The following is a 26,829-nucleotide window of genomic DNA, read 5'->3' on the forward strand; positions in this document are numbered from 1 at the left end:
TTTTAATCAATCACACAGAAAGCCTGCGACTTAGCCGCCGAACTTCTTGCGGATCTGCTGGACGGTACGCAGCTGAGCTGCGGCCTCGGCCAGACGTGCAGCAGCAGAACCGTAGTCGAAATCTGCGCCTTTTTCATTCAGGGCCTTCTCAGCAGCCTTGACGGCTTCCTGAGCGGAGGCTTCGTCCAGGTCGGCAGCGCGTTGCACGGTATCGGCAAGAACCTTGACCATGTTCGGCTGAACCTCGAGGAAACCACCGGAGATGTAGAACACCTCGGCTTCCCCGCCCTGCTTGATCAAGCGGATCGGACCTGGCTTCAGGTTGGTGATCAGCGGTGCGTGACCCAGAGCGATACCAAGATCACCCAGTTCACCGTGCGCAACCACCATCTCCACCAGACCGGAGAAGATTTCCCCTTCCGCGCTGACGATATCGCAATGGACTGTCATAGCCATCTGCTTGCCTCAACCTAAATTAGCGCCCGTTGCCGGGCGCCGGGATTACAGTTTCTTGGCTTTCTCGATCGCTTCTTCGATGCCGCCGACCATGTAGAACGCTTGTTCTGGCAGGTGGTCGTAGTCACCGTTGAGGATGCCTTTGAAGCCAGCGATGGTGTCTTTCAGGGAAACGTATTTGCCTGGAGAACCAGTGAAGACTTCAGCCACGAAGAACGGCTGCGACAAGAAGCGCTGGATCTTACGAGCGCGGGATACCAACTGCTTGTCGGCTTCCGACAGTTCGTCCATACCCAGGATCGCGATGATGTCCTTCAGCTCTTTGTAACGCTGCAGTACGTACTGAACGCCGCGAGCGGTCTCGTAGTGTTCGTTGCCGATCACGTTCGGGTCCAGCTGACGGGAAGTCGAGTCCAGTGGGTCTACCGCTGGGTAGATACCCAGGGAAGCGATGTCACGGGACAGAACGACGGTGGCGTCCAAGTGGGCGAAGGTGGTCGCTGGCGACGGGTCGGTCAAGTCGTCCGCAGGTACGTATACCGCTTGGATCGAGGTGATCGAGCCTTGCTTGGTCGAAGTGATACGTTCTTGCAGAACGCCCATCTCTTCGGCCAGGGTCGGCTGGTAGCCTACTGCGGAAGGCATACGGCCCAGCAGTGCGGATACTTCGGTACCGGCCAGGGTGTAACGATAGATGTTGTCGACGAACAGCAGAACGTCGTTACCTTCGTCACGGAACTTCTCGGCCATGGTCAGGCCGGTCAGCGCTACGCGCAGACGGTTTCCTGGTGGCTCGTTCATCTGGCCGTAGACCAGAGCAACCTTGTCCAGAACGTTGGAATCCTTCATCTCGTGGTAGAAGTCGTTACCCTCACGAGTACGCTCACCCACACCGGCGAACACGGAATAACCGCTGTGCTCGATGGCGATGTTACGGATCAGTTCCATCATGTTTACGGTCTTGCCTACACCGGCACCACCGAACAGACCGACTTTACCGCCCTTGGCGAACGGGCAAACCAGGTCAATTACCTTGATCCCGGTTTCCAGCAGGTCGTTGCCGCCTGCCTGTTCTGCGAAGGAAGGAGCTGGACGGTGGATGCCCCAACGCTCTTCTTCACCGATAGGACCGGCTTCGTCGATTGGGTTGCCCAGTACGTCCATGATCCGGCCCAGGGTCGCTTTACCGACCGGTACGGAGATGGCTGCGCCAGTGTTGTTGACGTCCAGACCGCGCTTCAAGCCTTCGGTGGAGCCCATCGCAATGGTACGCACCACGCCGTCGCCCAGCTGCTGCTGAACTTCCAGAGTGGTTTCGGCGCCTTGAACCTTCAAGGCGTCGTAGATGCTCGGTACGCTGTCGCGTGGAAATTCCACGTCGATAACGGCGCCGATGATTTGAACGATACGTCCGCTACTCATAGCTGGATCCTCTGAATATTTGAACCGTTAAACCGCGGCAGCGCCGCCGACGATTTCCGAGATCTCTTGGGTGATCGCAGCCTGACGCGCCTTGTTGTAGATCAGCTGCAAATCGCTGATCAAATCACCGGCGTTGTCGGTAGCGTTTTTCATTGCGATCATCCGCGCCGCTTGTTCAGCTGCGTTGTTCTCGACCACCGCCTGGTAGACCTGCGACTCCACGTAACGGACCATCAAGCCGTCCAGCAGCTCCTTGGCATCCGGTTCGTAGAGATAGTCCCAGTGGTGCTTGAGTTCTTGATCCGGGGTTGCCTCCAGTGGAATCAACTGCTCCACGGTCGGCTGCTGAGTCATGGTGTTGATGAACTTGTTGGATACCACGGACAGGCGGTCAATCCGGCCTTCCAGGTACGCATCCAGCATCACCTTGACGCTGCCGATCAGATCATTGATCGACGGCTCTTCACCCAGATGGCTGATAGCTGCAACGACGTTACCGCCGAAGTTGCGGAAGAAGGCCGCACCCTTGCTACCGACCACACACAGATCGATCTCGACGCCTTGTTCGCGGTTTACCGCCATGTCCTTGACCAGGGCCTTGAACAGGTTGGTGTTCAAGCCACCACACAGACCACGGTCACTGCTCACCACAACGTAACCGACGCGCTTGATAGCACGGTCGATCATGAATGGGTGACGATATTCCGGGTTGGCGTTGGCCAGATGACCAATAACCTGGCGGATGCGCTCCGCATAAGGACGGCTAGCAGCCATGCGCATTTGTGCCTTGCGCATTTTGCTGACCGCCACTTTTTCCATGGCGCTGGTAATTTTTTGCGTGCTTTTGATGCTCGCAATCTTACTGCGAATCTCTTTTGCGCCTGCCATGTAACACCTATCAGGTTAGCAAGCGGGAGCCTTGCGGCTCCCGCTGCGGCTTACCAGGTTTGGGTGGCTTTGAACTTCTCGATACCGGCTTTCAGGCCAGCGTCGATTTCGTCATTGAAGTCACCCTTCACGTTGATCTTCGCCATCAGGTCGGCGTGATCGCGGTTGAAGTAAGCAATCATGGCCTGTTCGAAGCTACCAACTTTGGCAATCTCGACGTCCGTCAGGAAGCCACGTTCAGCGGCGTACAGGGACAAGGACATGTCGGCGATGGACATCGGCGCATATTGCTTCTGCTTCATCAGCTCGGTAACGCGCTGACCATGCTCAAGTTGCTTACGGGTCGCTTCGTCCAGGTCAGAAGCGAACTGGGCGAATGCCGCCAGTTCACGGTACTGAGCCAGAGCGGTACGGATACCACCGGACAGCTTCTTGATGATCTTGGTCTGAGCGGCACCACCCACACGGGATACCGAAACACCGGCGTTCACAGCCGGACGGATGCCGGAGTTGAACATGGCCGATTCCAGGAAGATCTGACCGTCGGTGATGGAAATCACGTTGGTCGGAACGAACGCGGAAACGTCGCCAGCCTGGGTTTCGATGATCGGCAGAGCGGTCAGGGAACCGGTCTTGCCAGTCACTGCGCCGTTGGTGAACTTCTCTACGTACTCTTCGGAAACGCGGGAAGCGCGCTCCAGCAGACGGGAGTGGAGATAGAACACGTCACCTGGGTAGGCTTCACGGCCTGGTGGACGGCGCAGCAGCAGGGAAATCTGGCGGTAAGCCACTGCTTGCTTGGACAGATCGTCATAAACGATCAGCGCGTCTTCACCGCGGTCGCGGAAGTATTCGCCCATGGTGCAACCGGAGTACGGAGCCAGGAATTGCAGTGCTGCAGATTCCGAAGCGCTCGCTGCAACGATGATGGTGTTAGCCAGGGCACCGTTTTCTTCCAGCTTGCGAACCACGTTGGCGATGGTCGATTGCTTCTGACCGATCGCTACGTAGACGCAGAAAATGCCGCTGTCTTTCTGGTTGATGATCGCGTCGATCGCCAGAGCGGTTTTACCGATCTGACGGTCACCGATGATCAGCTCACGCTGGCCACGGCCGACTGGGATCATGGCATCGACAGCCTTGTAGCCAGTCTGTACAGGCTGGTCTACCGACTTACGCCAGATCACGCCTGGAGCAACTTTCTCGACCGCATCGGTCTCGGTGTTGTTCAGCGGACCTTTGCCGTCAACTGGGTTACCCAGTGCGTCGACTACGCGACCCAGCAGTTCCTTACCAACCGGAACTTCGAGGATGCGGCCGGTGCACTTGGCGCTCATGCCTTCAGCCAGACTGGTGTACGCGCCCAATACAACGGCACCTACGGAGTCTTGCTCCAGGTTGAGGGCCATACCGTAGACGCCGCCCGGAAACTCGATCATCTCGCCGTACATGACGTCGGCCAGACCGTGAATCCGCACGATGCCGTCAGATACGCTGACGACAGTGCCTTCGTTACGGGCTTGGGAGGTCACATCGAGCTTGTCGATGCGGCCCTTGATAATTTCACTTATTTCGGAAGGATTGAGTTGCTGCATTGCTCTGCTGCCCCTTCAAACTCAAGATTTCAATGCTTCGGCAAGGTTCGCGAGTTTGCCGCGAATCGAGCCATCGATAACCAGGTCGCCGGCGCGGATTACGACGCCACCAATAAGGCTGGCATCCTCCGCAGCGTGCAGTCGCACTTCCCGGCCGAGCCGTGCACTGAGAACCTTGGCGAGTTTGTCTTGCTGTTCTTGGTTCAATGCGAACGCACTGGTTACATCCACATCCACCGATTTCTCTTGCTCGGCCTTGTACAGGTCGAACAGAGCGGCGATCTCCGGCAACAGCAGGAGACGGTCGTTCTCGGCGGCAACGTGAATGAAATTCTGTGCCTGTGCATCAAACTTGTCGCCACACACTTCGATAAAAGTGTTGGCCTTTTCTGCGCTCGTCAGTCGCGGGGCCTTAAGCACGCGCTGCATGGTGTCATCTTGTGACACCGCTGCAGCCAGGCCGAGCATGGCTGACCAAGAGGCCAGCTGCTGGTGGGCCTGAGCGTGCTCGAAGGCCGCCTTAGCGTAAGGTCGGGCCAACGTGGTCAGTTCTGCCATGATCGCCCTCGCTTAAATTTCAGCAGCCAGTTTGTTAACCAGCTCTGCGTGCGCGTTTTGATCGATTGTGGCACCCAGGATCTTCTCTGCGCCATTGACTGCCAGGCTACCCAGTTGGGCACGCAGCGCGTCTTTGACACCGTTCAGTTCCTGTTCGATCTCGGCCTGAGCCTGAGCCTTCACACGTTCAGCTTCGACACGAGCCTGTTCACGGGCTTCGTCGACGATCTGAGAACCGCGCTTCTTGGCTTGCTCAATGATTTCAGCTGCCTGAGCTTTAGCTTCGCGCAGTTGCTGACCCGCTTTATCTTGGGCCAGTTCCAGGTCACGAGCTGCTCGGCTGGCAGCGTCCAGTCCATCCGCGATCTTCTTTTGACGTTCGTGCAAAGCAGCAATGACCGGAGGCCAAATGAACTTCATGCAGAACAATACAAAAATTAAGAACGCAACGGACTGGCCAATCAGGGTTGCATTAATGTTCACGCCAACACCTCGCTCGTTCGTTGTCCGTCACACCAATCAACTCGAATACTCGAGTGATTAGCCAGCGAGTTGACCAACGAAGGGGTTTGCGAAGGTGAAGAACAGAGCGATACCAACACCGATCATGGTTACGGCGTCGAGCAGACCGGCAACGATGAACATTTTAACTTGCAGCATTGGAACCATTTCTGGTTGACGCGCAGCGCCTTCCAGGAACTTGCCGCCCAGCAGGCCGAAACCAATTGCGGTACCCAGTGCGCCCAGGCCGATCAACAGTGCAACAGCGATAGCGGTTAGACCAACTACAGTTTCCATCTTTCCTCCCGACTTTTACGTCGTATGGTTTAGGTTTTTTAGATTAAAGCGGTAAAACAAATCGTTTCATCGAGCCCGAGACGGGCCCCCTCTCGCCGCAACGAGAGGGACATCAGACTAGTCGAGACTGGTCTTAATGGTTCTCTTCGTGCGCCATCGACAGGTAGACGATGGTCAGCATCATGAAGATAAAGGCCTGCAGGGTAATGATCAGGATGTGGAACACAGCCCACGCCCATTGCAGAACCACACCCATGCCGCTGAGCCACAGCAGACCGCTGCCGAACATCACAGCGATCAGGATGAACACCAGTTCGCCGGCATACATGTTGCCGAACAGACGCAGTGCCAGAGAAATCGGCTTGGCAATCAGGGTCACGAATTCCAGCAGGAAGTTCACCGGAATCAGCAGCGCTTGAACGAAGATGTTCTTGCTGCCGAACGGATGCAGGGTCAACTCGCCGATGAAGCCGCCGATGCCCTTGATCTTGATGCTGTAGAAAATGATCAGCGCGAATACCGACAGGGCCATGCCCAGGGTGGCGTTCGGGTCAGTGGTGGATACGGCACGGAATGGAATGTGCGGATCGCCCGAGATCAACATGGCCAGTTGTGGAATCCAGTCCACCGGTACCAGGTCGATGGCGTTCATCAGGAACACCCAGACGAAAATGGTCAGCGCCAGCGGTGCGATCACCGGGCTGCGGCCGTGGAAGCTGTCCTTCACGCTGCCATCGACGAAGCCAACCATGACTTCAACGAAGTTCTGCAAAGCGCCCGGCACGCCGGAAGTCGCCTTCTTGGCCGCCATGCGGAACAGAAGAATGAAGATCACACCCAGTGCGACAGACCAGCCGAGGGTATCGACGTGGAATGCCCAGAAGCCCATTTCCTTGGCTTCTGCTGCGGAGTGGGCAAAGCCCCAGCTCCCATTGGGTAGCTGACCGAAGGTCAGGTTCTGCAAGTGGTGCTGGATATAGCCCGAAGCGGTTGTTTCTGCTGACATGGTTGCCTCAAACGCCCTAAGGTCTCGAAAGTCTTGTTCTCATTAGCAGGGGAGCGAACCAGCTGACCAGTTGGGTCAGCACGAAGACGCCGAATACAGCCAGCGGCGCCAATGGCTTCACACCTGCGAACGTCAGTGCAAACAGCACCGCCGTCAAAATCAGTTTGCCCGCCTCACCGGCATAAAAAGACCGGACTATGGCTTGGGCCGCTCGAGCGCCGGAAAACCGAAATGCCCTGTGAGCGAAATACACATTGGGTAGCAAGGCTATCAGTCCTCCGCAAAGGCCTGAGTACCCGGCAACGACTCCACGCCATTGCCAAAGCGCCAGAGCGGCTATCAGCAGAATGACCAACTGAGCCAATAAAACCGGAAAAACCGCCAAGCGATGAAACGGCAAGCGGTTTGGCGTGCGGGTTTCCATCGCTCTTGCTCCTCAAGGGTCGGCCGCCAGAATTCAATAACTTGGCATAATTTGTGCCGACAAAATGCGCGCAGAGTATAGGGGCGGTTCAGCCCCTATTCAACTGCCGGGTAGTGATTTCCGACTGCGCGCTACATGAGGAAATGTTTCAGCGAATGTGAGCGAGGACGCCTTGCAGCTCATCCAGGGAGTTATAGCCGATCACCAGCTGTCCCTTGCCCTTCTTCCCATGACGAATCTGCACCGCAGAGCCTAGGCGCTCGGCCAGGCGCTGCTCGAGACGGGCGATATCCGGGTCTGGCTTGACCGGTTCAGCAGGCTCCTGTTTGCCGCTCAGCCACTGGCGAACCAGCGCCTCGGTCTGACGTACAGTGAGACCTCGTGCGACAACGTGTCGCGCCCCTTCAACCTGTTGATTTTCCGGCAATCCGAGCAAGGCACGGGCATGACCCATTTCCAGGTCGCCGTGGGACAGCATGGTCTTGATTACCTCAGGCAAGGCAATCAGGCGCAGCAGGTTGGCCACACTGACGCGGGACTTGCCCACCGCTTCGGCGACCTGTTGCTGAGTCAGCTGAAATTCCTGCTGCAGGCGCTGCAGGGCCACCGCTTCCTCGATGGGATTGAGGTCTTCGCGCTGGATATTCTCGATCAGCGCCATGGCGATAGCGGTTTCATCCGGTACATCGCGGACCATCGCCGGGATGGTTTCCTGGCCGGCCTGCTGGCTGGCGCGCCAGCGGCGTTCACCGGCGATGATCTCGAAACGACCACCACCAATGGGACGGACCACGATCGGCTGCATCACACCCTGGCTCTTGATCGAGTTGGCCAGTTCTTCCAGTGCCTGTGGGTCCATGTCCCGGCGTGGCTGGTACTTGCCACGCTGGATCAGGTCCAGGGGCAGGTGCTGCAGCTCACGCTGGTCGGCCTGCACCGCTTGTTCTTCCAGTGCGCTGACAGTCGGACCACTCAACAGTGCATCCAGTCCACGTCCGAGACCTCGTTTCTTGACGGCCATGGGGATTCCTTAAGTTGGCTGGGCGGCTGCGACGCGCGATTGTTTACGTTGCCGGCGAACCATCTCGCCCGCCAGGGCCAGGTAGGCCAGCGCGCCACGGGATTGTTTGTCGTACGCCAATGCCGGCATGCCGTAGCTCGGCGCCTCGGCCAAACGGATGTTGCGCGGAATCACGGTGTCGTACAGCTGCTCGCCGAAGTGTTCCTTGAGCTGCGCGGAAACATCGTTCATCAGGCTCAGGCGCGGGTCGAACATGGTACGCAGCAAGCCTTCGATCTTCAGCTCGGGGTTGAGCAGTTCAGCGATACGCTTGATGTTATCCACAAGGTCGCTCAAGCCTTCCAGCGCGTAGTACTCGCACTGCATGGGGATAATCACCCCATCGGCGGCCACCAGGGCGTTGAGGGTGAGCATCGACAGCGACGGCGGGCAGTCGATCAGGATGTAGTCGTAGTTTTCACGAATCGGCGCCAGGGCGCTGCGCAGACGGCTTTCCTTCATCTGCATTTCCAGCAGCACCACTTCCGCGGCCGTCAGGTCGCGGTTGGCCGGCAGCAATTGATAACCACCGTGTTCGGAGAAGTGCATGGCCTGGGCCAGGTCGCATTCACCAATCAGCAGGTCATAGACCGAGTTTTCCAAACCGTGTTTATCCACACCGCTACCCATGGTGGCGTTGCCCTGTGGATCGAGATCGATCAACAGCACCCGGCGCTTGGTCGCTACCAGGGATGCTGCGAGGTTGATGCAGGTGGTGGTCTTGCCCACACCACCTTTCTGGTTCGCTATCGCGAATACCTTAGCCATTCTTGCTTGTGTTCCCAATCATGCCGTGCGGCGCAGTATCAGCAGATGGCGTTGGCCTTGGCAACCGGGTACGGCCAAGGCGTGTTCGCTATCGAGGTGGAAGTCTGCCGGCAATGCTAACAGCTCATCCGAGGGATGGACGCCCTTCATTGCCAGCCAGCGTGTATCGCGGTCGCCCAGGTGGCGGGTCCAGTTGGTGAAGTTCTCCATGCTGCTGAACGCCCGGGAAATGATCCCGTTGAAAGGCTGTTCAGGCGTGAAGGCTTCGACCCGGCTGTGGATAACTTGCAGGTTATCCAGCTTGAGTTCGAGTTTGACCTGTGTCAGGAAGCGGGTTTTCTTGCCGTTGCTGTCCAGGCAGGTGACTTGCGACTCGGGAAACAGGATTGCCAGAGGGATACCGGGCATCCCGCCGCCACTGCCAACATCCAGCCAGCGGCCGTTTTCGATGAACGACATTACGCTCAGGCTATCGAGCAGATGGCGGGAGACCATTTCATCCGGGTCGCGCACCGCCGTCAGGTTGTAAGCCTTGTTCCACTTGATCAACAGGGCCAGGTAACCCAGCAGCAATTCGTGCTGGGCTGCGCTCAGATTGACACCGAGCTGGCGAGCGCCTGTGGATAACTCATCCGCGTGTTGTGGGGTGACCATAGAACTCAAGCGCTTTGCTCCAACTGACGGCCCGCGCCGCGTTTTTTCAAGTGAATCATCAACAGGGAAATCGCCGCGGGGGTCACGCCGGGAATCCGCGAAGCCTGGCCCAGGGTTTCCGGACGGGTTGCGCCGAGCTTGCTCTGGATTTCCTTCGACAGGCCAGAAATGCCGGTGTAATCGATATCCACAGGCAGCTTGGTGTCTTCGCTGGCCCGCAGACGAGCAATTTCGTCCTGCTGGCGATCGATATAGCCTGCGTATTTGGTCTTGATCTCGACCTGTTCCGCGACCTGTGGATCTTCTGCGCCGTGTCCGGTCACTTCGACCAGACCAGCGTAGTCGATTTCCGGACGGCTCAGCAGGTTCAGCAGGTTGTACTCGTGGGTCAGCGGGGTGCCGAATTTCTGAGCAATGGCATCGCCCTGCTCGGTGCCCGGACGGACCCAAGTGGACTTCAGGCGTTGCTCTTCCTGGGCAATGCCTTCGCGTTTCTTGCAGAAAGCGGCCCAGCGCACGTCATCCACCAGACCCAGCTCGCGACCTTTTTCGGTCAGACGCAGGTCGGCATTGTCTTCGCGCAGAATCAGGCGGTATTCCGCTCGGGAAGTGAACATCCGGTACGGTTCCTGGGTACCCAGGGTAATCAGGTCATCCACCAGCACACCGATATAGGCTTCATCGCGGCGCGGGCACCAGCTGTCTTTGCCCTGGGCACGCAGTGCGGCGTTGGCCCCGGCCAGCAAACCCTGGGCGCCGGCTTCTTCGTACCCGGTGGTGCCGTTGATCTGACCGGCGAAGAACAGGCCGCCGATGACCTTGGTTTCCAGGCTGTATTTCAAATCCCGCGGATCGAAGTAGTCGTACTCAATGGCATAACCCGGGCGCACGATGTGTGCGTTTTCCATGCCGCGGATCGATTGCACGATCTGCAACTGCACGTCGAACGGCAAGGATGTGGATATACCGTTCGGGTACAGCTCGTGAGTGGTCAGGCCTTCAGGTTCGATAAACACCTGATGGCTTTCCTTGTCGGCAAAGCGATGGATCTTGTCTTCGATCGACGGGCAGTAACGCGGGCCAATGCCTTCGATCACCCCGGAATACATCGGCGAACGATCGAGGTTCGAGGCGATGATCTCGTGGGTGCGGGCGTTGGTGTGAGTAATCCAGCAACTGACCTGTTGTGGATGCTGTTCTTTCGAGCCCAGGAACGACATCACCGGAATCGGTGTATCCCCAGGCTGTTCGGTCATGACCGAGAAATCCACAGAACGGCCATCGATGCGTGGCGGAGTACCGGTTTTCAAGCGGCCAACCCGCAGTGGCAGTTCTCGCAGTCGTTGCGCCAGGGCAATCGAGGGCGGGTCACCGGCACGACCACCGGAATAGTTCTGCATTCCGATGTGGATAAGTCCACCGAGGAAGGTTCCGGTGGTAAGCACCACGGATTCCGCGAAGAAACGCAGACCCATCTGGGTCACGACACCGCGTACCTGATCCTGTTCAACGATCAGGTCATCTGCGGCTTGTTGAAATATCCACAGGTTCGGCTGGTTCTCGAGGATCTCGCGCACCGCCGCCTTGTACAGAACACGGTCGGCCTGGGCGCGGGTAGCGCGCACGGCTGGGCCTTTGCGGCTGTTCAACACACGAAACTGAATACCGCCTTTATCGGTCGCCATGGCCATCGCACCACCTAGGGCATCGATTTCCTTGACCAGATGGCTCTTGCCGATCCCACCAATTGCGGGGTTGCAGCTCATTGCTCCGAGGGTTTCCACGTTATGCGTCAGCAACAGGGTTTTGGCCCCCATTCGTGCTGATGCAAGTGCTGCCTCGGTACCGGCATGACCGCCGCCGATGACGATCACTTCAAAACGGGAAGGGAAATCCACCACGCACCTCGTGCCTGCTTCAAGTAGGAGTAATTAGGAGTAGTTGTCGGGTTGGTTTTTGGACCAAGGCGGCAAGTATAGGGACTTAGCCCTTCCTAAAGAACCCTTTGCACAAAATTTAACCAGCTGTGGATGGATCACGGTCAATAGAAATTAAAAGAGAGAAATTTATTAAATCCTTGTTTTTATGTTTATTCTTATGCACATGCCTTTCTGTGGATAGATTGCTACAGGCCTTTATATTCAATATGTACAGAGGTTTTAAACTCTGTGGTTAGGTGGCCAGGAGGCCCTTGGATAAGCGGTTTAAACCTGTGGATGAATGGGGTGGTTATCCACAGGCGTGGTTTTCCTCAGTTTTGAAGCCTGGTTATCAACCGAGCTGAAGGGCAGTTATTCACAGGGCTTAATCCACAGAAAACATCCGCGTCCAGGGAAACTCAGGCACAGGTCGACCTTGTTGTGGCCTCAACGGCTACAACGGATCGATCAGAGGAAGAGGGAGAAACAGACAGGCTGCGCGAGCCTGTCTGTGGATAACACCAGGTGATGATTGCAGCGGTCACTCGGGGCGCTTGACCAGGCGACCTTGTATCCACCAACTCAACGCCAGCGTGACAATGACCAGGACCAGCCAGTACTTCTTCAAGCCAGCCTTGGCGCTATCGAGTATCGAGGCGCTGGTCATGTCATTGCCCGCCAGAGATGGGTTCGTCGAGATCCCGTCGTTCAAGCTTTCAGCTTCAACCTCTGGGGAGTTCTGGGCCGAAACGGCGGAGGACTCGAAGGCGGCGACACCCTCCGCCACAGGCGCCTGATCCGAGGGAAGTTGAGCCCAACTGCCTTGGCAGACAAGGGCCAGACCCAGTACCGCGAGATAGCTACAAAAGCGCATAAACACCCTTCCATCCATTTGATAGCAGCGACCGCGGATGCTGGCCGGGGCTTGAACGAATGAATATCAGCTGATTCCGATTCTTCTGACGGCCTCAAGCCGCTGATCCGCTGGTTTCTGAACAGGCTTCATTTGCCCTGGCATGTCCACAAGTAAGGGAAAAATTCATGTTCCATCGGCGCCCCGGCAGGCAGAGCCGTGGCCAGCCCTGGAAACTCGGGCGAGGTGCGCCAGGGTCTGGGGGCATGACGCATGTCATCTCCCAGAAAACGCAGCGAAAATGCCCGACGCCGGCGATCTCCCCCCACACCGCCAGAGGCATGCAGGGTGAGCATGTGGAAGAACACCGCGTCCCCGGGTTCCAGGGCCCAGCCGAGGATATTGAAGGCCGAGCGATTGGCTTCGATGTCCGGCAGGTCCGCCAGACTGCCTTCGGGAAACCATTTGGCCTGATTGTCCAGGAAGGTTCGCGGCATCAGCCAGGGACCACGGTGGGAACCGGCGACAAACTCCAGTGTGGATGCCCGCGCCACCGGGTCCACGGGCATCCACATGCTGCAGTTTTGTTGGCCCTCGACGTTGTAGTACGGCTGATCCTGATGCCAGGGCGTGGCCTGCCGAGTGTTGGGCTCCTTGACCAGCAGGTGATCGTGATAGAGCCGCACGTTGTTGCTTTGCATCAGCTGGCTGGCGACATGGCCTACCCGGCTGTTGAAGATGAAGCGCCTGTAGTCGGGGTTGTCCTGCCAGTTGCAGAAGTCCTCGAAGAACCAGCCAGGATCATCCGCCTGGCTAGCGACCTTGGCCCGCTCGCTGGGGCTGGCCAGGTTGTGTTCGATCCCCCGCTCCAGCAGCGCCACTTCGTCGGCACTGAACAGCTGGCGAATACACACGGCACCATCACGCTGAAACGCCTCGATGGTTGAGGGGGGCAGGTGGAACGCTTGCATGGTGTTTTCCTTTTCATCCAATGGAGGGCAGCACAACGGCCGAGATCCTCAGTCCGGGAGGAGCACATCAGTGAGGGCGGTGTTCGGCCTGATCCATATCCAGTAGGCCAGTGACAGCAATGCCAGCCAGCCGACACCGACATAAAGCGCCAGGCGGGTTTGCGCAAAGGCGCCGAGCACCACAAAGATGAACAGCATGAAGAGCACCGCGCAGACCTGGCCAGCGGCGCCGAAAGGCACAGGAAAGCCCAGGGCGGCGATTTCCTCCGGGCTCATGCTACGGCGCATGGCCATCTGCGAGAGCAGGATCATCAGCCAGACCCAGACCACCGAGAAAGTCACCAGCGAAGCAAACACCAGGAACAATTCTTCGGGTACCAAGTAGTTGAGCAAAACACCGAACAGCAGAGCCACCGACATCACCAGCACCGTCATCCAGGGGACTCCGAAGCGCGAGGTGCTGGCAAACGCCGCAGGGGCCTGACCGATCGCCGCCATGCCGTACATCATGCGGCCGGCACTGAAAATGTCGCTGTTGATCGCCGAGAACACCGCGGAGATCACCACCAGGTTCAGTACCGTTGCCGCCGAATTTATCCCCAGGCCGCTGAAGATCTGCACGAAGGGACTGCCCTGACTGCCGATACCTGACCAGGGAAACAGCATCAGCAACACCAGCAGGGTCAGGATGTAGAAGATCAGAATCCGCAGTGGCACGGAGTTGATCGCTTTGGGAATCATGCGTTGCGGGTCCTTGGCTTCGCCCGCCGTGATGCCAATGACCTCGATCCCGCCAAAGGCGAACATGACAATGGTGAACGAGGCGATCATGCCCTCCAGGCCATTGGGGAAAAAACCACCATAGGCCCACAGGTTGCTCAGGCCCACAGAATGCTGTCCGTCACCCAGCTGGATACCGAAGAGCAGCACCGCAAAGCCTCCGCCGATCATTGCGATGATCGCCGCGACCTTGAGCAGCGATAGCCAGAACTCCATTTCGCCAAAGATCCGCACACTGCACAGGTTCAAGGCGCCGATCCCCAGCACGATGCTCAGCACCCAGATCCAGCGGGGCGTATCGGGGAACCACAGGCTCATGTAGACACCAAAGGCGGTGACGTCCGCCAGGCACACCATGAGCATCGAAAAAGCATAACTCCAGCCGGTGAGAAACCCCGGAAAGCGTCCAAGATAACAACTGGCGTAATGCCCGAAGGAACCCGATACCGGGTTTCTGACAGCCATTTCCCCCAAGGCGCGCATGGTCAGGTAGATCGCCGCTCCGCCGATCAGGTACGCCAGCAGTACCGAAGGACCGGCCTGCTTGATGGCGGCCGCCGAACCGTAGAACAACCCGGTGCCGATGGCTGAACCCAGCGCAATGAAACGAATGTGCCGGGTGCTCAAGCCACGGTTTAACGCAGTCGTGCTAGCCATTTCTGTTCCTTAAATGCCGGACTGTCGACCCCGTCGGCGTCCATCGGCCGACCCAGGGGCAATAGCCGGACTATTTCCTCAGGTGTACAAACCTGTACATCTGCCAGGATGCAAATCAGGTACCACTTGGGGAATGAAGGATAAAAGTGCCGAACGCGTCGGCTAGTGCGGATAAATGGCGGAAACTTGAGCCCATTTACGAAATGGGCCTGTTACTCAAGACCGCAGGTTCATCGGCTGGAATCGGGAAAGGGGGTAAAGGTAACGTCGTTGTCCTCGGGGCCGGTAAAAATCGCAAAATCTGCAAATCTGCCGTCGCTACAGTGGAGTACCAAGGAGGCCTTATGAAACCTGCAACCCGAATCCAGTACGGCCAGCGCATGGAGCCGGTGCTGCGTTGGCTGGCAAGCCATCCACACAGCGATCCGGACCTGTACCACCTGGCGGACCTGGCCTGTATGTCGGCTTACCACTTTCATCGCATCTACCGCGCAATGATGGGAGAAACGCTGAACGCCACGGTGCAACGCATTCGCATGCACCTGGCAGCCGCAGCGCTGGCAGGCACTGACGCGGATCTGGCCGAGGTGGCTCTGCGTGCTGGCTACGAGTCGGGGGCGGCGTTCAACCGGGCATTCTCTGGCGTTTTCGGGTTGCCGCCTGGGCGTTATCGCGCAACCCGTTCCCGTCCTTTCGACCCTGAGGTGTCAAATATGTACTCCATCACAATCGAAACCTTCCCCGGCGTTGTTCTGGCAGCCCTGCCTCATCAGGGCTCCTACCAGGAAATCGGTCCGGTGTTCACCCGCGCTTTCATGCTGGCCGCCAGCCGGGGGCTCATGCATTCGGACACCAGCGGATTCGGTGTCTACTTCAACGACCCCGAGCAGGTCCCGACTGAGCAATTGCGCTCGCTAGCCGGAGTCGCGGTCGCGCCCGATGCAGACCTGGGCGAACAGCTGGAAAGGTTCGACATTCCTCCAGGGCGCTACGCAATCCTGAATTACGTGGGCCCCTACAACGAGATGGATAAAGCCTATGCCTGGATGTTCTCCGAGTGGCTGCCTGACAGTGGGCTGACACCAGGGGATTTTCCGATGTTCGAACACTATGTGAACGATCCACGCGTCACCCCACCCGCACAGTTGCAGACACGCATCTACCTGTCGGTGGAATAAACGCTGTCCGCTACCGGCAGGGGTGTGGATAACCTCTGCCGGAGCGCACCGGGGGCGGCTCTACTTGCCGATGCAGAAGCTGGAAAAGATCCGTCCCAACAGGTCATCGGAACTGAAGGCCCCGGTGATTTCTCCCAGCGACTGCTGGGCCTGCCGCAGATCCTCGGCCAGTAGCTCACCGGCGCCGGCCAAGGTCAGCTGGGCACGGCCATGCTCCAGTGCGGCACTGGCGTAGCGCAACGCTTCGAGGTGCCGGCGGCGGGCACTGAAGCTGCTTTCCGACGTCTGTTCATAACCCATGCAAGCCTTGAGATGCTCACGTAGCAAATCCAGCCCGACACCGGCAGACATGGCACTGAGGCTGATGGTCACATGGCCATCCTCACAGGTTTCAAGAGCGATAGGCTCGCCAGTCAGATCGGCCTTGTTGCGGATCAAGGTCACCTTGGCCGGGTCCGGACGCTGCTCAAGAAATTCCGGCCACAGGGCGAAGGGATCAGCCGCTTCTGCTGCAGTGGCGTCCACCACCAGCAATACCCGGTCGGCTTCACCGATGGCCTTGAGCGCACGTTCGACGCCGATTTTTTCCACTTGATCCTCGGTGTCCCTGAGGCCGGCGGTATCCACCACGTGCAACGGCATGCCGTCGATGTGGATATGTTCCTTGAGAATGTCCCGAGTAGTGCCGGCGATATCAGTGACGATGGCCGCCTCGCGCCCGGCCAGGGCATTGAGCAGGCTAGACTTGCCGGCGTTCGGACGGCCAGCGATCACCACCGTCATGCCGTCACGGAGCAAGGCGCCCTGCCCGGCTTCCCTCAGTACTGTGGATAACTCGTCGCGGACCGCATCGAGCATGCTCAACACGTGGCCATCGGCGAGGAAGTCGATTTCCTCCTCGGGAAAATCAATCGCCGCTTCGACATAGATCCGCAGGGCAATCAGCTGTTCGGTCAAGTTATGCACACGCTGGGAGAATGCGCCCTGCAGCGAGCGCAATGCGTTGCGCGCGGCCTGTGCAGAACTGGCCTCGATCAGGTCGGCAATGGCTTCGGCTTGTGCCAGATCGAGCTTGTCATTGAGAAAGGCGCGCTCGCTGAACTCTCCAGGTCGGGCCAGCCGGCAACCCAGCTCGAGGCAGCGCTGCAGCAACATGTCGAGAACGATGGGGCCGCCATGGCCCTGCAGCTCCAGCACATCTTCGCCGGTAAAGGAGTTCGGCCCCGGGAAATACAGGGCAATGCCTTCATCCAGCACCTCTCCCTGTTCACTGAGAAAGGGGCCGTAATGCGCAAACCGCGGTTTCAATTCGCGGCCGCTGATGGCCTTGGCGGCCAGGCTCGCCAGGGGCCCGGAAATCCGTACGATGCCCACGCCACCGCGACCTTGGGCAGTGGCGACAGCGGCGATGGTTTCACGAGGGACATTCATAACCCGACATCCAGACAAAAGTGACAGATAGCAAAACGCCCCACTAGGGGGCGTCTTGTGTGGTTATCCACAGCGTAGGTCAGGCTTCAGCTTTCTTGGTAGCCGCTTCGATCTTACGAGTGATGTACCACTGTTGTGCGATCGACAGGCAGTTGTTCACTACCCAGTACAGAACCAGACCTGCAGGGAACCACAGGAAGAAGAAGGTGAAGATGATCGGCATCATTTTCATCACCTTGGCCTGCATCGGATCCGGAGGCGTCGGGTTCAACTGCTGCTGGATGAACATGGTGGCGCCCATGATGATCGGCAGGATGAAGAACGGATCCTTGATCGACAGGTCGGTAATCCACAGCATGAACGGTGCCTGGCGCATTTCCACGCTTTCCAGGAGTACCCAGTACAAGGACAGGAAGACCGGCATCTGCACCAGGATCGGCAAGCAGCCGCCCAGCGGATTGATCTTCTCTTTCTTGTACAGCTCCATCATCGCCTGGGACATTTTCTGACGATCGTCGCCGAATTTTTCCTTCAGCGCGGCCAGTTTAGGAGCCACAGCACGCATGCGCGCCATCGACTTGTAGCTGGCAGCCGACAGTGGGAAGAAGATCCCCTTGATCAGCATGGTCAGGAAAATGATCGACCAGCCCCAGTTACCCACCAGGCTGTGGATATGTTGCAGCAGCCAGAAGATCGGCTGGGCAATGAACCACAGGAAGCCGTAGTCGACAGTCAGTTCCAGACCTGGGGACAACTCTTTCAGCACCGCCTGGCTTTTCGGGCCGGCGTACAGAATGGCACTGGTTTCAGCCTTGGCGCCTGGAGCAACGGTCATCGAAGGGCCGGTGTAGCCAATGATGTAGTTGCCTTTGCTGTCTTTGCGCGCCAGAACCTGGTTATTTTCGCCTTTTGGCGGAATCCAGGCGGTCACGAAGTAGTGCTGCAGCCAGGCTACCCAGCCACCCTGAACATTTTCAGTGATGGGCGCCTTGGTTTTGTCCTCGTTCACCTTGTCCATGTCTTTCATGGACACTTTTTTGTACGGCTCGGAACTTGTCCACAGGGCGGCGCCCAGGTAAGTCGCAGTGCCGGTGGCGGTGCTGGAGGATGGATCGGAACTGGCGTCGCGCTTGAGCTGGGCGAACATCGCACCGGTCCAAGGTTGCGCGCTTTCGTTATCGATCAGGTAGGAAACGGTGATGTCGTACAGGCCACGCTTCAGGGTGAAGCGTTTGATGTAGTTGACGCCGTCCTTGCTGAACTTCAGGTCGACCACCAATTGGTCCTGACCGTCAGCCAGTTGATAACTTTTCTTCTCTGCCGAGTAGATCGGGCGACCGGCCGGGTTGGCGTCCGGGCCGCTGCTGCCAATCAGGCCACTTTGTGCCAGGTAAGTCCGTTCGTTGCCGTTATCGAACAGCTGGAAAGGAATTTCCGGGTGGTCCTGACGACGTGGATACAGTGGCAAACGCAGTTGCGCGATATCCCCACCTTGTGGATCGACAGCCAGGTCGAGCACATCCGTTTTGATCTGAATGAGATCTTTGCTTGCAGCAACCGGCGCTTCTGCGGGTGCAGTGGTATCGCTTGCGGCGCGTGGAATGTCGTCGTTGGCAGCGGAAGTGCCAGTTGGCGTATCCGGCAAGCCCGGAGCGGTCGTGCTGGAAGCAACATTCTGAGTCGGCAGGGCAGCCTGGCCATAATCCTGGTTCCATTTAAGAACCATGACATAGGACACGATTGCCAGGGCGACGATCAGGATCGTGCGTTTGATATCCATGATTACTCGGCCATCGAAGAAGAACGGGAGGTAGGGATAGGTGGAACCGGGTCATAACCACCGGGATTCCACGGATGACAGCGACCTAAACGACGAAAGGTCAGCCAGCCACCGCGCAGAAGGCCATGATTTTCGATGGCTTCTAACGCGTAGCAGGAACAACTGGGGTAGAAACGACAGTGATTGGCCATCAGAGGACTAATGGCATAGCGGTAAAACTGGATCGGAACGAGTGCCAGTTTACGCATCGGGACTGTCTACCCCTACAGTTTCGGATTTGACTGCTGGTTCCGGCTTGTTGCGCGCCAGACGTTTCCAGAGTTTGCCGAAATGCTGAATCAATTCGGGGTTTTCTACATCGCCCAAACCTTTGCGCGCGACGATAACGATATCCCATCCGACCAGTGAGTCCTGGTGGAGACGAAACGATTCGCGCATCAGACGCTTGAGGCGATTGCGCTCAACGGAGAGCTTTACGCTCTTTTTCCCGATCACGAGCCCCAGACGGGGATGATCCAGGTCGTTGTTGCGCGCAAGGAGCAGGAGATTTTTCCCCGGAACCTTGCCGGTAGGGGAGTCAAAGACCGCCTTGAAGTGCCGGGGGGTAAGCAGACGCTTTTCCCGACTGAAGTCCTGACTCACCTCCAGTGCCGGATTATCAAACTGCCAGACGCGCACGACCTTTGGCGCGACGACGCGACAGGACGGCACGACCGTTCTTGGTAGCCATGCGAGCACGGAAACCGTGGGTACGAGCGCGTTTGATAGTGCTTGGTTGGAAAGTACGTTTCATGTCGTGTTACCTGGTTCGTCCACAACGGGCCGGAATGGCCCCCGTTTTAAGAGATCGGCGATTCTAGAGAAAGCAAGCCTCTAGGTCAATTTCCAACCAGCTTTTCCTTTATCTATGTATGTCCGGGTCCTGGGTTGTGAGTCAGTCTTGGCTAGATATAAAAATAAAGAAGGAAAGTATTTAAAGCTTTTCTGTAAAGCTTATAAAGGCTAGGGACGGCACCTTCTGTGGATAAGTGGCTTAAGCCCTTATAGTCCGTACTGTACAGAGGATGACAACACGGTTGAGAAACGGTGTCCTGCCTGTGCTGCGCTATCGGAAAACCTGTGTGTGGAACGAGAGGTTATCCACAGGCGAGTTACCCACAGAGTTTTGACCCGAGTTGTGCAATGACCTCAGGCGGGGTTATCCACAGAGCTTATGCACATACCATTGGTCGTGTTTATTCGGGGTAAGGCGTTGATTCTTAGTGTCCTGAGGGCACGCTACATGTGGATAAGTGGACGGCTGATCGCTACAATGGCCGCTTGTTTTTGCCTCACCGGCTTTCAACTTAGGGGATATCCGTGTCAGTGGAACTTTGGCAGCAGTGCGTGGAGCTTCTGCGTGATGAGCTGCCTGCCCAGCAATTCAACACTTGGATCCGTCCGCTACAGGTCGAAGCCGAAGGCGACGAGTTGCGTGTCTACGCACCGAATCGTTTTGTTCTCGATTGGGTCAACGAAAAGTACCTGGGCCGTGTGCTCGAGCTGCTGGATGAACACGGCAACGGCAGTGCGCCGGTTCTTTCCTTATTAATAGGCAGCAAACGCAGTTCGGCGCCTCGCGCTGCACCTAATGCGCCACTGGCCGCCGCTGCCTCGCAAGCGCTGCAAGCGGCAGCAGCCAATGCCACCCCGGCGGCGGCTCCTGCGCCAACTCCGGCACCCACTTCAGCTCCGGCCAAGAAAGCCGCGGCGCAGAAGAGTGCCGAGGTCAGCGAAGAACCCTCTCGTGACAGCTTCGACCCGATGGCGGGCGCCAGCTCGCAGCAGGCACCCGTACGCGCTGAGCAGCGTACTGTCCAGGTAGAAGGTGCGCTCAAGCACACCAGCTACCTGAACCGCACCTTCACCTTTGAAAACTTCGTCGAGGGTAAGTCCAACCAACTGGCTCGGGCAGCGGCCTGGCAGGTGGCGGACAACCCCAAGCATGGCTATAACCCGCTCTTCCTTTATGGCGGCGTCGGTCTGGGTAAGACCCACTTGATGCATGCCGTGGGTAACCACTTATTAAAGAAGAACCCGAATGCCAAGGTCGTGTACCTGCATTCCGAGCGTTTCGTTGCGGACATGGTCAAGGCGTTGCAGCTCAACGCCATTAACGAATTCAAGCGCTTCTATCGTTCGGTCGACGCATTGCTGATCGACGATATCCAGTTCTTCGCTCGCAAGGAGCGTTCCCAGGAAGAGTTCTTCCACACCTTCAATGCCCTCCTCGAAGGCGGCCAGCAGGTGATTCTCACCAGCGACCGTTATCCGAAGGAAATCGAAGGCCTGGAAGAACGCCTCAAGTCCCGCTTCGGCTGGGGCCTGACGGTAGCGGTCGAACCGCCGGAACTGGAAACCCGGGTGGCGATCCTGATGAAGAAGGCCGACCAGGCCAAAGTCGAACTGCCCCACGATGCGGCGTTCTTCATTGCTCAGCGAATTCGTTCCAACGTCCGTGAACTGGAAGGCGCACTCAAGCGAGTCATCGCCCACTCGCACTTCATGGGGCGCGACATCACCATCGAGCTGATTCGCGAATCGTTGAAGGACCTGCTGGCGCTGCAGGACAAGCTGGTGTCTGTGGATAACATCCAGCGCACCGTCGCCGAGTACTACAAGATCAAGATTTCTGATCTGCTGTCCAAGCGACGTTCACGTTCGGTAGCCCGCCCCCGTCAGGTGGCCATGGCCCTGTCCAAGGAACTGACCAACCACAGCCTGCCGGAAATCGGCGATGTGTTCGGTGGCCGCGACCACACTACGGTGCTGCACGCCTGCCGCAAGATCAATGAACTTAAGGAATCCGACGCGGACATCCGCGAGGACTACAAGAACCTGCTGCGTACTCTGACCACTTGATGACTCCAACGCAGCTTATTAAGGCAAGGGACTAGACCATGCATTTCACCATTCAACGCGAAGCCCTGTTGAAACCCCTGCAACTGGTCGCCGGCGTCGTCGAACGCCGTCAGACCTTGCCGGTACTTTCCAACGTGCTGCTGGTTGTCGAAGGCCAGCAACTGTCGCTGACCGGTACCGACCTGGAAGTCGAGCTGGTCGGTCGTGTGCAACTTGAAGAGCCCGCAGAGCCGGGGGAAATCACCGTTCCCGCGCGCAAGCTGATGGACATCTGCAAGAGCCTGCCCAACGACGCGCTGATCGATATCAAGGTCGACGAGCAGAAACTGGTGGTGAAGGCCGGTCGTAGCCGCTTCACCCTGTCGACCCTGCCGGCCAACGATTTTCCTACCGTGGAAGAAGGCCCGGGCTCGCTGACCTGTCAGCTGGAGCAGAGCCGCCTGCGTCGCCTGATCGAACGCACCAGCTTCGCCATGGCCCAGCAGGACGTGCGCTACTACCTCAACGGCATGCTGCTGGAAGTGTCCGCCGGGATCATCCGCGCCGTGGCCACCGACGGTCACCGTCTGGCCATGTGCTCGATGCAGGCGGATATCGGCCAGCCCGATCGCCACCAGGTGATCGTGCCGCGTAAAGGCATCCTGGAGCTGGCCCGTCTGCTCACCGAGCCGGATGGCAACGTCAGCATCGTCCTGGGTCAGCACCACATTCGCGCCACTACCGGCGAGTTCACCTTCACCTCCAAGCTGGTGGACGGCAAGTTCCCTGACTACGAGCGCGTGCTGCCAAAAGGCGGTGACAAGCTGGTACTGGGTGACCGTCAGGCCCTGCGTGAAGCTTTCAGCCGTACCGCGATCCTGTCCAACGAGAAGTACCGCGGTATCCGTCTGCAGCTGGCCAATGGTCAGTTGAAGATCCAGGCCAACAACCCGGAGCAGGAAGAAGCGGAAGAAGAAGTGGGTGTGGAATACAACGGCGGCTCGCTGGAAATCGGCTTCAACGTCAGCTACCTGCTGGACGTGCTGGGCGTGATGACCACCGAACAGGTGCGCCTGATCCTGTCCGATTCCAACAGCAGTGCGCTGGTGCAGGAATCCGACAACGACGACTCGGCTTACGTTGTCATGCCGATGCGCCTGTAATCATGCTCAGCAGAAGCTAGATGTCCCTCAGTCGCGTCTCGGTCACCGCGGTGCGCAATCTGCACCCGGTGACCTTCTCCCCCTCTCCCCGCATCAACCTTCTCTACGGCGCCAACGGCAGTGGCAAGACCAGCGTGCTGGAAGCCATCCACCTGCTGGGGCTTGCCCGCTCGTTTCGCAGTGCCCGCCTGTTGCCGGTGATCCAGTATGAACAGCTGGCTTGTACGGTCTTTGGCCAGGTGGAGTTGGCCCAGGGTGGGCACAGCAGCCTGGGGATATCCCGGGATCGTCAGGGGGAGTTCCAGATCCGCATCGACGGTCAGAATGCCCGCAGCGCGGCGCAGCTGGCGGAAATCCTGCCGCTGCAACTGATCAATCCGGACAGCTTTCGTCTGCTGGAAGGCGCTCCAAAGATCCGCCGACAGTTCCTGGACTGGGGAGTGTTCCATGTGGAACCTCGCTTCATGTCCACCTGGCAGCGCTTGCAGAAGGCCCTGCGGCAGCGGAACTCATGGCTGCGGCATGGTACACTTGACGCCGCTTCGCAAGCGGCCTGGGACCGGGAACTGTGTCAGGCCAGCGCTGAAATCGATGAATACCGCCGCGCATACATCAAAGCCTTGAAACCAGTCTTTGAGCGGACCTTGGGCGAGTTGTTGCAGCTCGAGGGCCTGACGCTTAGCTATTACCGTGGTTGGGACAAGGACCGAGAGCTCAGTGAAGTGCTCGCGGCCGCCCTGCACCGTGATCAGCAAATGGGTCATACCCAGGCCGGTCCACAACGTGCTGATTTGCGTCTGCGCTTAGGCGGACACAACGCCGCGGACATCTTGTCCCGTGGCCAGCAGAAGTTGGTGGTCTGTGCCTTGCGCATTGCCCAAGGGCACCTGGTGAGCCAGGCCCGTCGCGGTCAGTGTATTTATCTAGTGGATGACTTGCCGTCCGAGTTGGACGAGCAGCATCGCCGCGCACTTTGTCGCTTGTTGGAAGACTTACGCTGCCAGGTGTTTATCACCTGTGTAGACCACGAATTATTGAGGGAAGGCTGGCAGACGGAAACGCCAGTCGCTTTGTTCCACGTGGAACAAGGCCGTATCACCCAGACCCACGACCATCGGGAGTGAAGGCATGAGCGAAGAAAATACGTACGACTCGACCAGCATCAAGGTGCTGAAAGGTTTGGATGCCGTACGCAAACGTCCCGGTATGTACATTGGCGACACCGATGACGGCAGCGGTCTGCACCACATGGTGTTCGAGGTGGTCGACAACTCCATCGACGAAGCGCTGGCCGGCCATTGCGACGACATCAGCATCATCATCCACCCGGATGAATCCATCACCGTTCGCGACAACGGTCGCGGTATCCCGGTAGATGTGCATAAAGAAGAAGGCGTCTCGGCGGCAGAGGTCATCATGACCGTGCTCCACGCCGGCGGTAAGTTCGACGATAACTCCTACAAGGTATCCGGCGGTCTGCACGGCGTAGGTGTATCGGTAGTGAACGCCCTGTCCGAAGAGCTGATCCTCACTGTGCGCCGCAGCGGCAAGATCTGGGAACAGACCTATGTCCACGGTGTTCCGCAAGAGCGGATGAAGATCGTTGGCGACAGCGAAACCACCGGTACCCAGATCCACTTCAAGCCTTCGGCTGAAACCTTCAAGAACATCCACTTCAGCTGGGACGTCCTGGCCAAGCGGATTCGTGAACTGTCCTTCCTCAACTCCGGTGTCGGCATCATCCTCAAGGATGAGCGCAGCGGTAAGGAAGAGCTGTTCAAGTACGAAGGTGGCCTGCGGGCGTTCGTTGAATACCTGAACACCAACAAGACAGCGGTCAACCAGGTGTTCCACTTCAACGTCCAGCGTGAAGACGGCATTGGCGTGGAAATCGCCCTGCAGTGGAACGACAGCTTCAACGAGAACCTGTTGTGCTTCACCAACAACATTCCTCAGCGCGACGGCGGCACCCACCTGGTGGGCTTCCGTTCGGCCCTGACGCGTAACCTGAATACCTACATCGAAGCTGAAGGCCTGGCCAAGAAGCACAAGGTTGCCACCACCGGTGACGACGCTCGTGAAGGCCTGACCGCGATCATCTCGGTGAAGGTGCCGGACCCTAAGTTCAGTTCCCAGACCAAGGACAAGCTGGTGTCTTCCGAAGTGAAGACCGCGGTCGAACAGGAAATGGGCAAGTACTTCTCCGACTTCCTGCTGGAAAACCCCAACGAAGCCAAGTTGGTGGTGGGCAAGATGATCGACGCTGCTCGTGCTCGTGAAGCGGCGCGTAAAGCCCGTGAAATGACCCGTCGTAAAGGCGCGCTGGATATCGCCGGCCTGCCGGGCAAACTGGCGGACTGCCAGGAAAAGGACCCTGCCCTGTCCGAACTCTACCTGGTGGAAGGTGACTCTGCTGGCGGTTCCGCCAAGCAGGGACGCAACCGCAAGACCCAGGCGATCCTGCCGCTCAAGGGCAAGATCCTCAACGTAGAGAAAGCCCGTTTCGACAAGATGATCTCCTCGCAAGAGGTCGGCACCTTGATCACTGCATTGGGCTGCGGCATCGGCCGCGAAGAGTACAACATCGACAAGCTGCGTTATCACAACATCATCATCATGACCGATGCTGACGTTGACGGTTCGCACATCCGTACCCTGCTGCTGACCTTCTTCTTCCGTCAGTTGCCGGAGCTGATCGAGCGCGGCTACATCTACATCGCCCAGCCGCCGCTGTACAAGGTCAAGAAAGGCAAGCAAGAGCAATACATCAAAGACGACGAGGCCATGGAAGACTACATGACCCAGTCGGCTCTGGAAGATGCCAGCCTGCACCTGAACGACGAAGCTCCAGGGATCTCCGGCGAGGCGCTGGAGCGCCTGGTCAACGATTTCCGCATGGTGATGAAGACCCTCAAGCGCCTGTCGCGTCTGTACCCGCAGGAACTGACCGAGCACTTCATCTACCTGCCGGCCGTGACCATGGAGCAACTGTCCGACCACGCCGCCATGCAGGATTGGCTGGCCAAGTACGACGCCCGCCTGCGCACCTCCGAGAAGTCCGGCCTGGTCTACAAGGCCAGCCTGCGGGAAGACCGTGAGCGTAATGTCTGGCTGCCAGAGGTCGAGCTGATCTCCCACGGCCTGTCCAACTACGTCACCTTCAACCGCGACTTCTTCGGCAGCAACGACTACAAGACCGTCGTCTCCCTGGGCGCTCAACTGAGCACCCTGCTGGACGAAGGCGCGTATGTGCAGCGTGGCGAGCGCAAGAAAGCTGTCACCGAGTTCAAGGAAGCCCTGGACTGGCTGATGGCGGAAAGCACCAAGCGCCACACCATCCAGCGATACAAAGGTCTGGGTGAGATGAACCCTGACCAGCTGTGGGAAACCACCATGGACCCAAGCATGCGCCGCATGCTCAAGGTGACCATCGAAGACGCCATCGGCGCCGACCAGATCTTCAACACCCTGATGGGTGATGCGGTCGAGCCACGTCGCGACTTCATCGAAAGCAACGCCCTGGCGGTGTCCAACCTGGACTTCTGATCCAGGGACACAGCTGAAAATAAAAAGGCCGACGCTTGCGTT

26 protein-coding genes are annotated in these 26,829 nt (G+C 58.1%); 5 read left to right on the plus strand and 21 right to left on the minus strand.

What is annotated here, in order from left to right; translation table 11 throughout:
- Positions 1 to 30: 30 nt before the first annotated feature.
- The 16 genes from PFZ56_RS05800 to PFZ56_RS05875 form a co-directional block, all read right to left on the minus strand.
- On the minus strand, positions 31 to 456 hold the full coding sequence (locus tag PFZ56_RS05800) for a F0F1 ATP synthase subunit epsilon (RefSeq protein ID WP_011064380.1): 426 nt from the start codon (positions 454 to 456) through the stop codon (positions 31 to 33).
- A gap of 45 nt (positions 457 to 501) precedes the next feature.
- Entirely contained in the window at positions 502 to 1,878 is a 1,377-nt protein-coding gene (gene atpD, locus PFZ56_RS05805) for a F0F1 ATP synthase subunit beta (RefSeq protein WP_007924510.1), read from the minus strand.
- Positions 1,879 to 1,905: 27 nt separating this feature from the next.
- On the minus strand, positions 1,906 to 2,766 hold the full coding sequence (gene atpG, locus PFZ56_RS05810; RefSeq protein ID WP_011064382.1) for a F0F1 ATP synthase subunit gamma: 861 nt from the start codon (positions 2,764 to 2,766) through the stop codon (positions 1,906 to 1,908).
- Between the two features lie 50 nt (positions 2,767 to 2,816).
- A complete protein-coding gene (atpA, locus tag PFZ56_RS05815) occupies positions 2,817 to 4,361 on the minus strand; it encodes a F0F1 ATP synthase subunit alpha (protein ID WP_102862412.1) in 1,545 nt (514 codons plus the stop codon).
- Positions 4,362 to 4,382: 21 nt separating this feature from the next.
- A complete protein-coding gene (locus PFZ56_RS05820; RefSeq protein ID WP_102862413.1) occupies positions 4,383 to 4,919 on the minus strand; it encodes a F0F1 ATP synthase subunit delta in 537 nt (178 codons plus the stop codon).
- A 12-nt stretch (positions 4,920 to 4,931) separates the two neighbouring features.
- Positions 4,932 to 5,402, minus strand: a complete 471-nt coding sequence (locus PFZ56_RS05825; RefSeq protein WP_011064385.1) for a F0F1 ATP synthase subunit B — start codon at positions 5,400 to 5,402, stop codon at positions 4,932 to 4,934.
- A 57-nt stretch (positions 5,403 to 5,459) separates the two neighbouring features.
- Complete coding sequence (gene atpE / locus PFZ56_RS05830; protein ID WP_002555987.1) at positions 5,460 to 5,717, minus strand: F0F1 ATP synthase subunit C; 258 nt, start codon at positions 5,715 to 5,717, stop codon at positions 5,460 to 5,462.
- Between the two features lie 133 nt (positions 5,718 to 5,850).
- The gene (gene atpB / locus PFZ56_RS05835; RefSeq protein WP_102862414.1) at positions 5,851 to 6,723 is read right to left on the minus strand and encodes a F0F1 ATP synthase subunit A; all 873 of its coding nucleotides are present in this window, start codon (positions 6,721 to 6,723) and stop codon (positions 5,851 to 5,853) included.
- Between the two features lie 16 nt (positions 6,724 to 6,739).
- Positions 6,740 to 7,147, minus strand: a complete 408-nt coding sequence (locus PFZ56_RS05840; protein ID WP_016964883.1) for a F0F1 ATP synthase subunit I — start codon at positions 7,145 to 7,147, stop codon at positions 6,740 to 6,742.
- Between the two features lie 148 nt (positions 7,148 to 7,295).
- Positions 7,296 to 8,168, minus strand: coding sequence for a ParB/RepB/Spo0J family partition protein (locus PFZ56_RS05845; RefSeq protein WP_011064387.1), 873 nt, complete (start codon positions 8,166 to 8,168; stop codon positions 7,296 to 7,298).
- A 9-nt stretch (positions 8,169 to 8,177) separates the two neighbouring features.
- Positions 8,178 to 8,975 (minus strand): ParA family protein, encoded by a 798-nt coding sequence (locus PFZ56_RS05850; RefSeq protein ID WP_170001382.1) that lies wholly within the window; start codon positions 8,973 to 8,975, stop codon positions 8,178 to 8,180.
- An 18-nt stretch (positions 8,976 to 8,993) separates the two neighbouring features.
- A complete protein-coding gene (rsmG, locus tag PFZ56_RS05855) occupies positions 8,994 to 9,629 on the minus strand; it encodes a 16S rRNA (guanine(527)-N(7))-methyltransferase RsmG (RefSeq protein WP_170001428.1) in 636 nt (211 codons plus the stop codon).
- 5 nt (positions 9,630 to 9,634) lie between these two features.
- Positions 9,635 to 11,527 carry a tRNA uridine-5-carboxymethylaminomethyl(34) synthesis enzyme MnmG gene (gene mnmG, locus PFZ56_RS05860; RefSeq protein ID WP_170001381.1) on the minus strand — a complete coding sequence of 631 codons (1,893 nt, stop codon included), beginning with the start codon at positions 11,525 to 11,527 and terminating at the stop codon, positions 9,635 to 9,637.
- A 562-nt stretch (positions 11,528 to 12,089) separates the two neighbouring features.
- On the minus strand, positions 12,090 to 12,428 hold the full coding sequence (locus PFZ56_RS05865) for a hypothetical protein (RefSeq protein ID WP_170001380.1): 339 nt from the start codon (positions 12,426 to 12,428) through the stop codon (positions 12,090 to 12,092).
- Positions 12,429 to 12,550: 122 nt separating this feature from the next.
- Complete coding sequence (locus PFZ56_RS05870) at positions 12,551 to 13,372, minus strand: phytanoyl-CoA dioxygenase family protein (protein ID WP_170001379.1); 822 nt, start codon at positions 13,370 to 13,372, stop codon at positions 12,551 to 12,553.
- Positions 13,373 to 13,420: 48 nt separating this feature from the next.
- Complete coding sequence (locus PFZ56_RS05875; RefSeq protein ID WP_170001378.1) at positions 13,421 to 14,809, minus strand: amino acid permease; 1,389 nt, start codon at positions 14,807 to 14,809, stop codon at positions 13,421 to 13,423.
- Positions 14,810 to 15,153: 344 nt separating this feature from the next.
- On the opposite strand from PFZ56_RS05875, the gene PFZ56_RS05880 reads away from it, so the two are divergent.
- The gene (locus tag PFZ56_RS05880; protein ID WP_170001377.1) at positions 15,154 to 15,987 is read left to right on the plus strand and encodes a GyrI-like domain-containing protein; all 834 of its coding nucleotides are present in this window, start codon (positions 15,154 to 15,156) and stop codon (positions 15,985 to 15,987) included.
- A 60-nt stretch (positions 15,988 to 16,047) separates the two neighbouring features.
- Here the strand turns inward: PFZ56_RS05880 and mnmE are convergent, their stop codons facing one another.
- The 5 genes from mnmE to rpmH all read right to left on the minus strand — a co-directional run bounded on the left by mnmE (position 16,048) and on the right by rpmH (position 19,991).
- Entirely contained in the window at positions 16,048 to 17,418 is a 1,371-nt protein-coding gene (gene mnmE, locus PFZ56_RS05885; protein ID WP_110652497.1) for a tRNA uridine-5-carboxymethylaminomethyl(34) synthesis GTPase MnmE, read from the minus strand.
- Between the two features lie 79 nt (positions 17,419 to 17,497).
- The gene (gene yidC, locus PFZ56_RS05890) at positions 17,498 to 19,198 is read right to left on the minus strand and encodes a membrane protein insertase YidC (protein WP_110652498.1); all 1,701 of its coding nucleotides are present in this window, start codon (positions 19,196 to 19,198) and stop codon (positions 17,498 to 17,500) included.
- A 2-nt stretch (positions 19,199 to 19,200) separates the two neighbouring features.
- Positions 19,201 to 19,446, minus strand: coding sequence for a membrane protein insertion efficiency factor YidD (gene yidD / locus PFZ56_RS05895; protein ID WP_003213574.1), 246 nt, complete (start codon positions 19,444 to 19,446; stop codon positions 19,201 to 19,203).
- Positions 19,439 to 19,840 carry a ribonuclease P protein component gene (gene rnpA, locus PFZ56_RS05900; RefSeq protein ID WP_197662869.1) on the minus strand — a complete coding sequence of 134 codons (402 nt, stop codon included), beginning with the start codon at positions 19,838 to 19,840 and terminating at the stop codon, positions 19,439 to 19,441. Before rnpA ends, yidD begins: the two co-directional genes overlap by 8 nt.
- A 16-nt stretch (positions 19,841 to 19,856) precedes the next feature.
- Positions 19,857 to 19,991, minus strand: a complete 135-nt coding sequence (gene rpmH / locus PFZ56_RS05905) for a 50S ribosomal protein L34 (RefSeq protein ID WP_003213577.1) — start codon at positions 19,989 to 19,991, stop codon at positions 19,857 to 19,859.
- 566 nt (positions 19,992 to 20,557) lie between these two features.
- On the opposite strand from rpmH, the gene dnaA reads away from it, so the two are divergent.
- The 4 genes from dnaA to gyrB are packed head-to-tail and all read left to right on the plus strand — an operon-like array spanning position 20,558 to position 26,787.
- The gene (gene dnaA / locus PFZ56_RS05910) at positions 20,558 to 22,099 is read left to right on the plus strand and encodes a chromosomal replication initiator protein DnaA (protein ID WP_060842037.1); all 1,542 of its coding nucleotides are present in this window, start codon (positions 20,558 to 20,560) and stop codon (positions 22,097 to 22,099) included.
- Positions 22,100 to 22,137: 38 nt separating this feature from the next.
- Entirely contained in the window at positions 22,138 to 23,241 is a 1,104-nt protein-coding gene (gene dnaN, locus PFZ56_RS05915) for a DNA polymerase III subunit beta (RefSeq protein WP_011058392.1), read from the plus strand.
- 20 nt (positions 23,242 to 23,261) lie between these two features.
- Positions 23,262 to 24,365 (plus strand): DNA replication/repair protein RecF, encoded by a 1,104-nt coding sequence (recF, locus tag PFZ56_RS05920; RefSeq protein WP_102862424.1) that lies wholly within the window; start codon positions 23,262 to 23,264, stop codon positions 24,363 to 24,365.
- Between the two features lie 4 nt (positions 24,366 to 24,369).
- Positions 24,370 to 26,787, plus strand: a complete 2,418-nt coding sequence (gene gyrB, locus PFZ56_RS05925; protein ID WP_110594153.1) for a DNA topoisomerase (ATP-hydrolyzing) subunit B — start codon at positions 24,370 to 24,372, stop codon at positions 26,785 to 26,787.
- Positions 26,788 to 26,829 lie beyond the last annotated feature (42 nt).

The sequence above is a fragment of the Pseudomonas danubii genome (assembly GCF_042980055.1).
Taxonomy (GTDB): domain Bacteria; phylum Pseudomonadota; class Gammaproteobacteria; order Pseudomonadales; family Pseudomonadaceae; genus Aquipseudomonas; species Aquipseudomonas danubii.